Source organism: Reinekea sp. G2M2-21 (genome assembly GCF_015687175.1).
In the GTDB taxonomy this organism is placed as follows: Bacteria; Pseudomonadota; Gammaproteobacteria; order Pseudomonadales; family Natronospirillaceae; genus Reinekea.
Genome location: NZ_JADPQG010000003.1, coordinates 384,417 through 398,335, shown reverse-complemented (window position 1 = coordinate 398,335; position 13,919 = coordinate 384,417). Strand labels below are relative to the sequence as shown.

Sequence of the window (13,919 nt, the reverse complement as noted above, 5' to 3'; positions counted from 1 at the left end):
GCTACTATGTCGATTGACTATTTACGAAGTGAGTATGGTGGTCAGAAATATTTTTTGATAACGGCATACTATATCCTTCTCAAGCGCTTCCTTCCTTCTTTTTTACCTGGAGACCGGGATATTAAAAGAAAACCAAACAGGGTCGTCTTTGTATGTAAGGGGAATATTTGTCGCAGTGCATTTGCACATCAGTACCTGCTATCGAAGGGCTTTCACAATGTTGCTTCCTTTGGTCTTTGTACAAAAACCGGATTGCCAATAGAGCCAAATATTGGAGGTATAGCGAAGGGGTTGGGCATTGAAACTGATCAGCATGTCTCGACATCGCATATCGATTTTGTACCTGAATCAGGCGATCTATTTGTCTGTATGGAACCAAAGCAAGTTGCTCAGATTCGAAGTGTACTTGGTGATGTGTCTGTTGTCCTTCTCGGTAACTTCTTGATTGACAAGAGGCCATATCTAACTGATCCATATGCAACGAATGCGAAGTATATGAGGCGTTCTCTTGAATTGATTATGCAAAGTGTAGATCGGCTTTACTCGGATGAGATTTCATAGGTATTGACACTTTGTAAGGACTAACTAAATGTATTTATGGTTTCGAAAGTAGTGTATGACTAAATTCCTTGTGAGTTCTATGTTTCGCGCTTTCAAGTGATAATAACAATTTTATTTGGTTGTCGCTGCTAACAAGTCTTTGCGCAGCCCCATAAATAACTCAATTGGTAGTCGACGATCTCTCGTCTTTCTGGGACGGGCATTCAGCTTTCCTATGACCTTTTATGTATTTTGATCACTGACCTCGCTAAGGTCAGTTCCTTTTGGAAAATATTGTCGGGCCAGTCTGTTACTATTTTCGTTTTTTCTTCGCTCCCATGATGAATAAGGATGAGCAAAAATCGACATTGACCTCAAGCGCTTGAGCAAAACGATTCTGTTCTGTGAACTCTAAACCATTGTCCAAAGTGATTCTTTTAAACAGTTCCTTTAATCCCCTCATAGCTGTTATTGCGGCATCGGCCAGTAAGTCCACCTGTTTGTCAGTCAGGTGAATGTTGATGGTGTAGCGTGTATTTCGCTCAACTAAGGTCAGTAACGCACGTGTGTGCCCTTTGACCATGCGCGTATCACCTTCGAGTCATCGATTCAAGATCAACGATTAACAACACAGCGATGCACATTAATGTCTACGCGATTGCGATGCTTGCCTGGACGATAGAAGAGCTTATAACTCTTGCGATACGGTTTTGAAGCGATTCTCATTTGTGTGTCCAGGTGCTAACATCGGCTTTATCAGTATATATCCACTGGTAAGCTGTTTCATGTTGCGGATCTATGCTCTTATGTTTGTTTAAGGAGTCGACAACCTGATGCGGACTAAGCTCCAGCCGGATCAAATTTGCTATCCATTCAGGAACCTCTTCAGTCAGCTTGAAGTACTTGTAAGCATGTATACGCCTGTGATCACAAAGCGATTGCGCTAGTTTTAGGATATCCTCGAATTACTCTGTGCCGTTTTACTACTCTTGATATCGTCGATCGACTCATTTCTAAATTTTCTGAGCTTTGCTTTTGGTTAAGCCTAATGGTCAGTAGATCCGGTATCGCTTTTTTTTGCCAGCTGGTGGAATCTCAAAGTGCTTTATCTCTTGGTCGGCAGAACCGCAACTCTATGAGCTGGCTCTGCAATGACCAATTGCACTTACTATGCGAAACTGCGTTTTACTATATCGGTCTTATGAGTACCCAGTACTATATCGTTATTCCGCTGCGTGTATGCGGCGATTTTATGTACTATTTTTTTGATACCATTGGATAAACATCAGTATTGACCAAAGTTTGTTTGAGCTATCTCTTTTGAAACTGCAGTGGTCATCTAATGCCTTTTGAACGGCAGTTTGATTTATGAATGGCAGTGAATTCAGGTTGTCACTACTCAGTAAGCTATAAGCCCAATCTTTGAGGTCGGAACGTATCCATTGCCCAATAGGGACACTGAACCCCATTTTCGGCCGATCGACAAGCTCTTTAGCAACGACCTTGTACAGTGTGTCCTTCAATATGCGTTTAGGATTGCTGGCATTACCAAAATAGCTTGCGGGGAGTGTGTGTGAGAACTCTATAATCCGTCGATCTAGGAGTGGGACTCTAACTTCGAGTGAGTTCGACATGCTGATGCGATCTGATTTGTATAGAATCTCTCCAGGCAAGTACCACTGTTGGTCCCAGTCCATTGCCGTACGCACAAATTTGGAATGCGAAAACGCCTGTTTTTGCGGATGTGTAATGATACTTTTACTGCGTATGATTTCACTTGGCTCTCCCCAATAGCTGACCAAGTAATCATAGACATCGGCATCTTCTTTCAAGGCTAGCAAATCAGCTATTTTTTGGAATTTGAAGCTTAGATTGGCGGCACCTTTGCTTCCTTTAAGCTTGTGTATTGCATTGTATGCCTTTTCAATTGATTGGAGGGGAAGTGCGCTCACAGCATTGGAAGCCATTTGAGTGCACCATTTTGGATAGCTTTGGCGAATAGAAGTAATTCGTGCCGCTTGATGATATCGGTTGTATCCACCAAAAAGCTCGTCGCCGCCATCACCAGAGAGGCAAACTGTTACAAATTTTCTTGCATCACAACACAGAAGGTCTAGAGCGATAGAAGATGGGTTGGAATAAGGCTCGTCGAACTTCTGACTGGAATCTTGGATACGATCACGGATGTCAGTACTTGAGATGTATAATTCGTGGTGATTTGTCCCTATTGACTTTGCTAGTGCCTTGGCGTGCTCCGCCTCATTGAAGTCTTTTTCATTAAAGCCAACAGTAAATGTATCGATAGGAGTCGCTTGTTGTTTTTGGGCAAGTGCCGTTACAAGTGTCGAATCTATGCCGCCAGACAAGAAGGAGCCTACTGGAACATCAGAAACCAGTTCTTGTTCTATCGACTGATTCAGCAGATTTTGAAGTTTAATTTGGGCTTCGGAATAAGATAGACTTTCGGCATCATTAAGTTTAGAAGGTAGGCTCCAAAAAACTTCCTTATGCGAATTCATTCCTCCTTTTATGTCAAATGTTATAAACGTCCCTGGCTCAACTTTATATACATTGTTATAGATCGTTTCTGGCGCGCTGATATAGCCATATTTGAAGTAGCTGCCAAGCGCATTGAGGTTTATTTCTAGTTCATTTCTGATCAGTTCTTTCAAAGCCCCCAGCTCAGAACAAAAGGCCAATGCTTGGCTGTCCACATGATAGTAGAGTGGTTTTTCACCAATTGGGTCCCTTACTAACGTCACAGTTCTTGAATGGTGACAATATACCGCGAATGCAAACATGCCAATCAAGTTTTTAACGGTAGTTTCCAAACCCAGCTTTGCTATCGACTCGACAAGGACCTCAGTGTCTGAATGACCCTGAAAAACAACATGCATTGATTCAAGCTGCTTTTTCAATTCGAGGAAATTATATATCTCACCATTGAATACTATGGTGTAGTGTCCATCTTTACTTGTCATCGGCTGGTGACCTAAAGGACTTAGGTCCTGAATGGAAAGCCTGCGATGTCCTAAAAATAAATCGTTTGACTGACTTGCAAAAACACCCAAATCATCGGGTCCTCGGTGCTCGAGTTTTGCAAGGGAGCTACGACACCGATCGTTCAGTTCCGCAGCATTTAAATGCTGGTTATAAAGGCCAGAAATGCCGCACATATCAATTACAGTCCTTTGTTGAATTCTGCTTGGAGATATATATTAGTCGATAGTACCTTAAGATAATAGGCCAACTGTCAATCATCTATAGAAAGTGTTGGTGAGACAGAGCGTTCTTGTGTGTTTTAAAAATAACCGGTCATTCCCTCTAGCGCACGCCTCGTTCAACCTCTGATCTGAAAATACAGAGATGTTTGAATTAATCAGAGTTGCCTTAACTATTTGCAATGATTGTCGCTCTATTTTGGAGTAAAATGAGCTTGCTATTTACTACATCTCATCGATTTTGACATCTAAAGTTATATCGTTTGATTACCATGTCTAGATTAAAATAATTAGGGAAGATTGAAATGAAAAAGCCAAAACTATTATGGGTATCACACATGGTGCCATACCCACCAAAAGCAGGATTGCTCATTCGTAGCTATAACCTGATAAAGGAAATAAGTTCTGAGTTTGATATTAGTTTGTATGCGCTAAGTCAGTCTAGTTTGATTGAACCCTATTTTGAGAGTTATGAAGAAGGATTACGTGCCGCACACACTGAAATGTCTAAGTACTGTACTGATGTCTATTTTGAGAGCCAGCCGGTGTCGAATTCTACACTGAGTAAAGTGACTAAGACGCTGCGCAGTCTTATAGGGAGTTACCCCTATTCAGTGAGGTGGCTATTTAAGAAGAAATTCAAGGAAAAGATCGATGTCTTGCTAGAATCTCATGGTTTTGATGCGATTTATTGGGATAGTATAGGCTTGTACCAGTATTTTCCGAAATCTACAGCTACAAATGCACCGCAAATCTTAGGCCATCACAATATAGAATCCCATATGATGAATCGACGGCAGGAAATGTCAGAGTCACTTATCTATAGATTTATATACAAGTTAGAGTCTAGGAAGTTAGAGCAACTCGAGAAAGCATCCGGAGCAATTTTTTCAAGCCATGTTGTTTGTTCCGATGAGGACAACAAGCGCTTGGGTCATTTGATAGATTCGAAGTCTATTGTCACCGTTCCAAATGGGTTCGATTTTGATTTGGTCGCTGACTTTAAAAGAAAGCCGAAGCCAGGCCACTTACTATTTGTAGGAACGATGGATTGGTACCCGAATGTACAGGCTGTCGAGTTTTTGATCAGGTCTGTTTTTCCGAAAGTGGCTACTGAGCTTCCGGGTGTCCGGCTGGATGTGATAGGTGCCAACCCTCCGCAAGAGCTAATACAGTTGGCTTCTGAGTATGCAAACGTTGATGTACACGGCTATGTTGATGATCTCGTTCCATATATGCAGAATGCATCGCTTTACATCTGCCCAATAAGTGATGGCGGCGGAACGAAGTTGAAAGTTATCGAAGCATTTGCATACAAAATTCCAATGATCGCACATCCTATTGCTTGTGAAGGCTTAAATGTGGAAGAGGATAAGCATGTTAAATTTGCTATTGAGGCCGAGGACTTTGTGGAAAAAATACTGCGCATGGAAAGTTCAATATCGGAATCTTCGGAAATGGCGCAAAACGCTTACGATCACGCATTGGAAGAGTTTAGTTTTAGTAGTGTAGCAACCAAGTTTTCATCAGCACTGAAAGCTAGCATTTCCGAAACAACATAAGTGCAGCGAGATTTGTGAGCTTAAGCCAGCGTGCGGCTGGCTGAGCTCTTTATTTGGCTATTGCCTTGTAGGTTCTTCCAATACAGGTTGTTTTGAAATTAGCGATTCTAGATAGGGTTTGCCTTCGCTATCAAGAGTGGGCGGCGTTTCATTAGTAAGAGTGATTTCATCTACCCACATCGTCTGTGTTTTCGGCGAACCTCCATTCCAATATGTAAATAGGAATGTGAAATCTGCAGTATGGTTATCTGCATTTAGTGTCTTGGAGTCTGTTACCTTTCCGATCAATTGGTCATTCTTATAAAACCGAACTTCAGCTAACCCCCCTTGATCAACGGGTATAGTGTCAAAGGTTGTTACAATCTGATAGCTTTCCCAAACATCAAAGTTAATGTGGTCATCCATGCCTCCTATTTGCTTCCACTCATCTTGTCCTTCAAAAATAAATGCTAGGGGCGTACTGCTATCAGAGCCTTCCCAATATATGTCGTTATAGCAGCAGTGCGACCCGCTGGAATCAACCGTATGAATTCTTAAAAACTTCAGTCTACCTCCAGCTGAATATGAATAATTATCATATCCTTTCGGGTAATATGCGTGGACTTGTAACCACAGAGTATCTCCCTTGCCAAGGGCCTCTGGGAAATTGAATGCGCCTCCCCAAGAGCCAAATCCTTCCTCCCCCTGTTCGATGCTGATGCTCGCGCTATTTCCCTTTAATTTCTGAGCATTGGAGTACAAGGTTTCACTTCCATCTCCATGGAATCCATCGTTACCTTGATCTGCACGTGCTCCTAGATTGCCATCGTCAAAATCGGCATTAATGGTCCATGCGTAAACAGGCATGCAGAGCATGCTTTGAATAAAGGCTATAGCGAGTTGTTTTTTCATTTTCTGCGTCACACACGGTTGAGGAATGCTTACAGTTTACGTCGGATGAAGCATAAGTAAAGAATGGCTTCTTTGTCTTGTGACAGAGTCAAAGTTTGTACAAGTGTTAACAAATGGTCGGATTTTTGACATGGCTGTCAATAATATCAAACGCGTTTGCGTTTTGGTTTTTCATATACGCCGCTGATGTTTGCTAACGCTGAAACCATGCACACTTGCACCCAGAGGAATGGGTAATAGGCCACGGTGATAAAAGCGCTGGATATCATGTATCCAATAGTCCCGAAGCTCAACGCTAAGGCAATGGTTGCGTTGGCGGTGCCCGGAGCTTTCTTTCTTATTTTATTTGCTGTACTGATTATCAGGTAGGCCATTAAGTAATAAAGAAAGAAGCCAACACTGCCTAGTTCCGCCAAAACTGTGACGGGAGTACTGTGCGCGACCTCCTGGATTGGGCCTCTCAGTGACTCACCCGGATATTCTCTCTGGTAATAAGGTATCCAGTTTTCATAGCCTATACCAAGAACTGGGTTGTCAGCGAACATTTCAACTCCTCTTTTCCAATATTTGAGTCTAGAGTTCGAGGTTTCGTCGCTCCCTATATTGTCGAAGCGAGCAAGAAAGGCGGCTGGCATAACATTTATAAATACAATTGCAGCGAGAGCAATTGCTAACCCTGATTTGACTTTTGATTTTGATTTGTACCAAAGGTAAAACATGGCCACGCCGAGCCCAAGAAGAGGTCCCCGTTGACCTGTGGCAATTAGAGCCATCAGAGCCGTGACGGGAAATAGGAACGTAATAATTTTCAAAAACTTAGGTAGTTTCTGCCTGAATGCCAAAAAAAAGGCAAAGCCTAGTGGTAAGAAGATAATCATTTCTAAACCTAGGTCTGCTGCATTCCCAAACCACCCCGGCGTGCCGGCAATTCCCCATCTTTCGAACGAGAAGCCCCTTTGGGCCCACGAAATGGAAGCATGTTGAGACATTTTAAAGTTAAAAAGTAGGTAGGCGCAAAAAAAGAGGAGGAACTTCTCTTTGGTAGTAACAATTGAGGCGAATAATATGTATAACAATGTCCAATTGATAATGATTTTGTAATATTCAAATGATCGCGAAGGAAACGCTGAAAAAATAGAAGACAGAAAACACCAGATGCAGAAACTAATAACAACGAAAGGGAAGGGGCCATGTAACTGAAATTTCTTTTTTTCGAGGACAAAAAATCCAAATGCACCTAAGAAGAAAAGTTGCGCCCAAGGCAGAAAGTTTATTTGCGGATATACATGTTGTGGACTTACATATTCAATAAATATGTAAAGTAATAAGAAGATAAATGATGCCTCGGTTTTAAAGAACTGGTTGACGCCGTCTTTAATGCCTAGTTTGCCACTGCTATCAAATATGGCCGCATTAGTAAGTACAGTCGACTCATCTATATTATTAGACTGTTGTTTCATTTTTCAAAAGCCTTTGATATAAACTGGCAACCTGCGCACCAATAGTTTCGTCAGAAAACCTTGCATTGATGTCATCTGATAGAGAGGTTGACATAGCATCTCTTAATTTGGTGTTTTCGACCAATAGTTCTATTGCGTCTGCAAGCGAAGAAGTCTTAGTTGGGTCTACAACAAGCCCGGTTACTTTGTCTGTTACTAGTTCTGGACCCGCTCCGAATGCTGAGCAAATGACGGCGCAACCGTATTGCGCAGCTTCCGTAATGACAAGTCCAAATGGCTCTGGCTTAATGGAGGAATGCACAAAGACTTTGCTCCTTCGGTAATAGGCAGGAGCATCGGTAATGTGGCCAACAAATGACACGTTCTCTCCTATATTGTTATCTTGCACAAAGACCTGAAGCGATTTTTTATAGCTTGAATCCGGCGTGTCTGAGTCTCCGGCTATAATGACTTTGTAGTTCTTGTTTCGTTCTTTCAGATGTCTAATTGCCGCAAGAAGTTCTAATTGTCCTTTCCAAGAGACCAGCCGTCCTATGCTAAAAATATCGATGTCCTTAACCTCGCCTTTTATTCTGGTTTCGGAATGTCCCGCAAGAGGATTTGAGATTTGGACAATCTTTCTTTGGTCAATTCCATGCTGAATGAGGTTGCTGGTTACAAATCTGGAAATGGATATGACGCGATGGCAGTTCATCATTGCAAATCTAAAGGTAAACGATTGCTCAACCGGACCATGAGCATGCCAGATTACTTTCTTCCTCATTATTCTGCCTAGCAGCGCGGCAGAAACGGAGTTATTTGTATGAACTATGTCAGCGCCTGAAACTGCAATTCTCCATAGCAATTTGGCGAATGCTAAAGAGTTAATTAATATGATTAGTATGCCCACAAGATAGAGAATGACTTTGAATTTCCCTTTGGTGAGTTTCGAAACCCTTAGTTGGATGGCGCTCTCTCGCAAAAATGTAATAGGGAAATTAAAGTAGCTGATCCTTGAAAAGTCATTTGCAATTTGTGTTCGGTCTTTCCCTCGACAGTCGGTCATTAACTCGACCTTAATGCCTTTCAATGCAAGAATTCTGGCTAGACGATTTGCTACCTCGAGAGACCCACCAAATGATATCGCTTTATCTACGATAAGTGCTTTCATTTTGCATTCCTGGTTATGGATGAGCGAAGCCTTCGCAACAAAGGAAAAGCCATTGCTAAATCAACATATTTAATGAGATCTTTCTGACCGTTTGTAGATAGCTGCTTGTATCCGATAAATATCAAACCGCAGGAAGCGGCTATATAAATGATGATGCTGGTCACAAAGTTGAAAGCATTTGATTGTGTTAGGTAATTCTGAGCGACAAAAAAGACAGCCAGCATTAGCATGCACTGCCACATGAAACCAGTGAAATTAATGTTTAGGTCATGATATTTTTTGCCGGAAAAATATAGCCAGATAGTTCTCGAGGACAAGGATACTATCGTGCCTACCGCAGCCCCATATGCGCCAAACTTTGGAATCAGAAGTAGGTATAGCAGTACGGCAAGAGTTGCAGTGAATATGTTCGCATACAGCATATGAATAGTTTTTTTTGCATGCATGAAGCCGAGCTTCACGTAGTCACCAATGCTTTGTGCTAGATAGGCAATGCAAATCAAGTAAGCCATACTTTTTGCATCGTGATATTCGATTGCAGCCATAATATGAATGACATAAGAAGAGAATAGTCCGACTCCTAAAGTCCCGAGAAGAACAAAGGTAAAGATTAAATAGTAGTTATCATGAAAATATTTTTTGTGAGGTAGATTATTCACTGCTCGGTATGCAATGGGTTCCCATGCCATGGATACTGGATACCAGGAAATCATGACTAGTATAAAGCCAAATTTGTAAGCCAGCGAATAAATCCCAACGTCAGTTAAATCATGGAATTTAGTGAGCAGGAATCTGTCCATGTATGTAGTAATGAATTCTGCTCCGGCACCAAGTGCTAGTGGTGTGCTAAACAGTAGAATGGCTTTGATTGCTGCTTTCGAGGTTCTTATGCGATAGTTTTTTGCAAAATAGATGAGTTGCACTGCTACTAGGAACAAACCAGTTATTACACTTGAGTAAACAAAACCGGTAGCTTTTAACTCGAGGAAAACGATGAAGTAAACGTTGAGTGCTATTTGCAATGACAGTTTGAAAACAGAAAATACCAGATAGGTACGCGGACGTTCCTCGCCACGTACCACGGCCATGAATACCTCACTAATGAGCATTGCAAACAGACTGATTGAGAAAACTTTAAGCAAATATGCGTTTTCTGTACTATCAAATAGTGCCATTGACAACAGGTTGGATGTTGATGTGATTAGTATGACACCTGTAATGCTTACTAGAATTGCAATTGTCACTGAAGCGGTAACGACTTCCGATTTGTCTAGCTCGGAATGGATTAGTCTAATTATGGCAGGCCCCAGTCTCAATCCCGCAATGACAGCAAATAAGTCAAGGACCATGGTTAAGAGCTCAATAATCCCGTAGTCAGAAGGAGCGAGAAATCTGGTGTATATTGGTAGCATCACAAGGCTAGCTGCAGACCGGATAAGTTCCGAAGCTGCATAAATCGAGCTGGATTTAACGGCAGTAGGCATAAGGTTTTTCCTGAGTCTTACTGATAGACGCGATTCAGTAGGTTTTCAATATAGGTGTTAATGTCAAACTCTCGAGTTTGCTCGGTTATTGTCGTTTTCGTACTGAGTAATGCATCAACATAGCTTTCAGGTTTGTTATTTGGAATAAGTATATGATTTGGGTGGTTGAGCTCAACCAAACCTCCCACTTGATGTGAAATTAGTAGCTTTTCCAGACAAAGGGCTTCCAATGCAACCATAGGCAACCCTTCGTGATCGCTGCACATAATAACGGCATCAAGCGCGGCAATGCAGCTGGGTGAGTCGGTTCTAAAGCCATGGAAGATGACCATATTCTCCAGATTAAGACACTTGACCTGTTCATTCAAAGCTTCTCTCAGTGGGCCATCACCAATGATATGGAACTGGTATTGATCAGGCTCTTTGTTTTGGATCAATTTGGCGATATTGATGAATATATCTGCTCGCTTAACGCTGACAAGCCGACCTACCAGTCCCACATGGGTCTTTTGGGGATTTAATGTTAGTCCAGCGCCTTCTTGAGCTTTTTGCCTTAGTTCTTTCAGGTCAATAGCATTTCGCAGAACGAAAAGTCGGTCTGATCTGAATTTGTGAAGTAACACTTCCTTTAATTGACTAGAAACAACGATAATCTTGCTCTGTAAGTTGTTTCCGACCCAATTGTCGATCAGGTTGATAATTTTACTCTTCAGGTTCTCTTTGTGTTCTGAATCTCCATGAACCGTACGAACGCACTTAGTTCGAGTTGTAAAGGCATTTGCCAGAGATGCCAAGATGTTTTCTTTTAGTCTGTGAGTATGAATGACGTTGGGGCGATCGTTCCGAATCAGCTTCGCCAAGCGAAGGAATATGGTCAATGATGAAAGCTTTTGCTCATCTAATATAATAACCGTCACGCCGCAATTCATTAGCCTGTCAGCAAGCTCTCCGTGGTTCAGTAATACCGCGGTAACGTCGCTATGGGTGAGCAAATTCTTTAGTGTGTAATAGGCCTGTACTTCTGCTCCGGCCCATAGGTCACCAGAAATGACATGCATGACCTTAAGTCTTTCTCTGCGGGGAGAATTAGCCATGTAAACAACATCCGTGTTTCAGTATAATGCCGTTATTATGCCTTAAAACTAACGTGGATTAATAGTCTATTCTGCTCGCAGCTGCGGGCACCAAAAGGAGTTGAACAATGTTAACGTGGCTATTCTGGGTGCTGTTGGTTGCATCTCTATACAGTTACTTTCTTTATCCGGTGGTCCTTATCGTTTTGAATCGTATATTGAACCGCCCCCCTATAAAACCGGTTTCAGCCAGTGATAGTTCAGAGTTGACATTGTCACTTATAGTGACTGTTTTTAACGAAAAAGACCGAATAGAGGATAAAATCAAAAATTTGATGTCCCTTCAGTTCGACTCGTCTCGATTAGAAATAATTATTGCGTCTGATTCTAGTGATGATGGTACCGATGAGATTGTCGCATCTTATGCTGCTCAGGGGATTAAGTTAGTCAGGGCTACTGAGCGTCTTGGAAAGGAGAATGCACAACAGTCTGCAATCAAGGTAGCGAACGGTGATGTATTAGTGTTTTCTGATGTGGCAACGGTCATGGATGTTGATGCGTTATCTAATCTTGAACGATATTTTGCTGATAAGACGGTTGGTGCAGTTTCCAGTGAAGATCGGTTTATTAGCAAAGACGGAACTGTTGCTGGGGAAGGTGCGTATGTTAAATATGAGATGTGGTTACGCAGCCAAGAAAGTCGTCTAGGGGGGCTGGTAGGACTAAGTGGGTCGTTTTTCGCAGCGCGCAAGGAGGTTTGCGAACTTTGGGATATTTATTCCCCGTCGGATTTCAATACGGCACTTAATTGCTCGTTTCTTCAGTTACGTTCTATTTCGGCTCCTGATGTACTTGGCTATTATGAAGACCTTAAAGATCCCTCAAAAGAATACGCAAGGAAGGTTCGAACCGTACTCAGAGGCATGAATGGTCTCTCACGTCACATCGATGTTCTGGATGTGCGAAAATACGGACTCTTTTCAATGCAGGTTTTTAGTCATAAAGTCATGCGATGGGGGGTGCCTTGGTTCCTTTTGGCCTTACTGATAGTAACAACATTGGTATTATCTGATGGATTGATATATCAGCTAGCGTTTGTAGGCCAAGTTTCATTTTATACTGCTGCAATATTGGGCCACTTAAATACTAACGCGCGTCAATTTTCAGTGATAAAGCTCATTTACTTCTTCGTGCAAGTCAATATTGCACTGATGGATTCAAGCCTGAAATTCATTCGTGGTCAGAAAATGACGACATGGAAACCTTCAGCACGATGAAAGTAAAAAGCTATGCTCCGACAGGCAATCGAATTTCTCTTTTAAGGTCTAAATCTTCACCAGAAAGCCTTTTCAAAGGGTATGGGAAGGAATTCTTAGATTCTGGCACATCGGCCTTGAGTATTGCTCTTCAACATATATCGTTTGCTCATCATAAACCCGAAGAAGAACTGCCAGAGGTTATTGTTCCAGCTTATTGCTGTCCCGATTTGGTTGCCGCTGCATTGCATGCTGGCTATAAGCCTGTCGTTGTTGACATCTCCAAGAATGATCCATCTTATGATTTAGAAGGGTTTTCTGCGGCACTGACTGAAAATACACGAGCGGTTATCGCGGTGAATTTCCTTGGTATTAAAGAGCGTTTTTCGGAAATTCGCTCAATTATTGGTAGTTCCGATATCAAAGTGATAGAAGATAATGCGCAATGGTTTCCGGAGACTGAGGAGCAGGAGACTTTGTCTGGTGACTATGCAACGTTTTCTTTTGGACGTGGAAAAGCGTTAAGTTTGCTAGGTGGAGGTTTGGTTTGTGTGAAAAACGGCGCTATTAGTAGTTCTAGCAATGCTGTCTGTAATGCATCGGATGATTCATTATGGATAGCGAAAGTTCTCTTAATAGATTTTCTCACAATGCCCCTGATATATCGTTGGGTTGAACTTTTGCCTTTTCTGAATTTAGGTCAAACAAAATTTCACGAGCTGCGTCAGATCTCAGGCCTCTCCAGCAATCGTAAGCGGCGTGTAGTCGCTAATGTCGAACAATATAGGCAAAGAAAAAGCGCGTCTGAAGAAATCTATATTGAAAGGCTAACAGAAATAAACGAACTCTCTGTTTCAAAGTGTCGACGTGGTCGGTTGTTGCGCTACCCCTTTTTATTTAAAAATAAAGATCAAAGGGATAATGCCTATCGGGAAGCTACGTATTATGGTTTAGGAGCTAGTATTATGTATGGAAGATCACTTCCATATATAGACGGCATAGCACAACTGGAAATCGACACAGGAGAGTATAATAACGCAGAGTCATTTTCTGCTCGGTTATTAACATTACCTACTCACTCCCGTATATCCCCTACTGATGCATTGCGATTAGTTGAAATCGTGACGCGTAACTTTGAAAGAGAAACAACCTGATGCTTTGTGTTGAGGTTGTTATTCGTTCGAGGTGCACTTCTTTGGCAAAGCCATTCTTGTCTAATGTTACGTTCTCCGGTAAGGGTCCATAAGTAAATAGAGGTAATTGTATTGCATATCACGATTCT

Annotated in this window: 11 protein-coding genes; 4 read left to right on the top strand and 7 right to left on the bottom strand. The window is 41.9% G+C overall.

Features of this window, described 5'->3' with window-relative positions; genetic code table 11:
* Positions 1-6 precede the first annotated feature (6 nt).
* Positions 7-561 carry a low molecular weight phosphatase family protein gene (locus IYN85_RS13975; protein ID WP_196159522.1) on the top strand — a complete coding sequence of 185 codons (555 nt, stop codon included), beginning with the start codon at positions 7-9 and terminating at the stop codon, positions 559-561.
* Positions 562-853: 292 nt separating this feature from the next.
* On the opposite strand, the gene IYN85_RS13970 is transcribed toward IYN85_RS13975, so the two are convergent.
* Both IYN85_RS13970 and asnB read right to left on the bottom strand, forming a co-directional pair.
* Positions 854-1,123: a hypothetical protein gene (locus IYN85_RS13970; RefSeq protein WP_196159521.1), complete on the bottom strand. Its 270-nt coding sequence runs from the start codon at positions 1,121-1,123 to the stop codon at positions 854-856.
* Between the two features lie 667 nt (positions 1,124-1,790).
* Positions 1,791-3,716 carry an asparagine synthase (glutamine-hydrolyzing) gene (gene asnB / locus IYN85_RS13965; RefSeq protein ID WP_196159520.1) on the bottom strand — a complete coding sequence of 642 codons (1,926 nt, stop codon included), beginning with the start codon at positions 3,714-3,716 and terminating at the stop codon, positions 1,791-1,793.
* Between the two features lie 350 nt (positions 3,717-4,066).
* Here asnB and IYN85_RS13960 point away from each other — a divergent pair, with 350 nt between their 5' ends.
* Positions 4,067-5,323 carry a glycosyltransferase family 4 protein gene (locus IYN85_RS13960; RefSeq protein ID WP_196159519.1) on the top strand — a complete coding sequence of 419 codons (1,257 nt, stop codon included), beginning with the start codon at positions 4,067-4,069 and terminating at the stop codon, positions 5,321-5,323.
* Positions 5,324-5,380: 57 nt separating this feature from the next.
* Here the strand turns inward: IYN85_RS13960 and IYN85_RS13955 are convergent, their stop codons facing one another.
* The 5 genes from IYN85_RS13955 to IYN85_RS13935 all read right to left on the bottom strand — a co-directional run bounded on the left by IYN85_RS13955 (position 5,381) and on the right by IYN85_RS13935 (position 11,402).
* Positions 5,381-6,214 carry a hypothetical protein gene (locus tag IYN85_RS13955; RefSeq protein WP_196159518.1) on the bottom strand — a complete coding sequence of 278 codons (834 nt, stop codon included), beginning with the start codon at positions 6,212-6,214 and terminating at the stop codon, positions 5,381-5,383.
* Positions 6,215-6,360: 146 nt separating this feature from the next.
* Positions 6,361-7,674: an O-antigen ligase gene (locus tag IYN85_RS13950; protein WP_196159517.1), complete on the bottom strand. Its 1,314-nt coding sequence runs from the start codon at positions 7,672-7,674 to the stop codon at positions 6,361-6,363.
* Positions 7,658-8,824: a glycosyltransferase family 4 protein gene (locus IYN85_RS13945; RefSeq protein WP_196159516.1), complete on the bottom strand. Its 1,167-nt coding sequence runs from the start codon at positions 8,822-8,824 to the stop codon at positions 7,658-7,660. The genes IYN85_RS13950 and IYN85_RS13945 overlap by 17 nt, the downstream gene beginning before the upstream one ends.
* Positions 8,821-10,308 carry an oligosaccharide flippase family protein gene (locus tag IYN85_RS13940; RefSeq protein WP_196159515.1) on the bottom strand — a complete coding sequence of 496 codons (1,488 nt, stop codon included), beginning with the start codon at positions 10,306-10,308 and terminating at the stop codon, positions 8,821-8,823. The genes IYN85_RS13945 and IYN85_RS13940 overlap by 4 nt, the downstream gene beginning before the upstream one ends.
* 17 nt (positions 10,309-10,325) lie before the next feature.
* Entirely contained in the window at positions 10,326-11,402 is a 1,077-nt protein-coding gene (locus IYN85_RS13935) for a glycosyltransferase (RefSeq protein WP_196159514.1), read from the bottom strand.
* Between the two features lie 107 nt (positions 11,403-11,509).
* On the opposite strand from IYN85_RS13935, the gene IYN85_RS13930 reads away from it, so the two are divergent.
* Positions 11,510-12,658, top strand: a complete 1,149-nt coding sequence (locus tag IYN85_RS13930) for a glycosyltransferase family 2 protein (protein ID WP_196159513.1) — start codon at positions 11,510-11,512, stop codon at positions 12,656-12,658.
* Positions 12,637-13,791, top strand: a complete 1,155-nt coding sequence (locus tag IYN85_RS13925) for a DegT/DnrJ/EryC1/StrS family aminotransferase (protein ID WP_196159512.1) — start codon at positions 12,637-12,639, stop codon at positions 13,789-13,791. Before IYN85_RS13930 ends, IYN85_RS13925 begins: the two co-directional genes overlap by 22 nt.
* Positions 13,792-13,919 lie beyond the last annotated feature (128 nt).

Excerpts from the sequence above, each read along its gene's own strand:
- IYN85_RS13975 (WP_196159522.1), top strand. The coding sequence starts at position 7 with ATGTCGATTGACTATTTACGAAGTGAGTATGGTGGTCAGAAATATTTT.
- IYN85_RS13970 (WP_196159521.1), bottom strand. The coding sequence starts at position 1,123 with ATGGTCAAAGGGCACACACGTGCGTTACTGACCTTAGTTGAGCGAAAT.
- asnB (WP_196159520.1), bottom strand. The coding sequence starts at position 3,716 with ATGTGCGGCATTTCTGGCCTTTATAACCAGCATTTAAATGCTGCGGAA.
- IYN85_RS13960 (WP_196159519.1), top strand. The coding sequence starts at position 4,067 with ATGAAAAAGCCAAAACTATTATGGGTATCACACATGGTGCCATACCCA.
- IYN85_RS13955 (WP_196159518.1), bottom strand. The coding sequence starts at position 6,214 with ATGAAAAAACAACTCGCTATAGCCTTTATTCAAAGCATGCTCTGCATG.
- IYN85_RS13950 (WP_196159517.1), bottom strand. The coding sequence starts at position 7,674 with ATGAAACAACAGTCTAATAATATAGATGAGTCGACTGTACTTACTAAT.
- IYN85_RS13945 (WP_196159516.1), bottom strand. The coding sequence starts at position 8,824 with ATGAAAGCACTTATCGTAGATAAAGCGATATCATTTGGTGGGTCTCTC.
- IYN85_RS13940 (WP_196159515.1), bottom strand. The coding sequence starts at position 10,308 with ATGCCTACTGCCGTTAAATCCAGCTCGATTTATGCAGCTTCGGAACTT.
- IYN85_RS13935 (WP_196159514.1), bottom strand. The coding sequence starts at position 11,402 with ATGGCTAATTCTCCCCGCAGAGAAAGACTTAAGGTCATGCATGTCATT.
- IYN85_RS13930 (WP_196159513.1), top strand. The coding sequence starts at position 11,510 with ATGTTAACGTGGCTATTCTGGGTGCTGTTGGTTGCATCTCTATACAGT.
- IYN85_RS13925 (WP_196159512.1), top strand. The coding sequence starts at position 12,637 with ATGGAAACCTTCAGCACGATGAAAGTAAAAAGCTATGCTCCGACAGGC.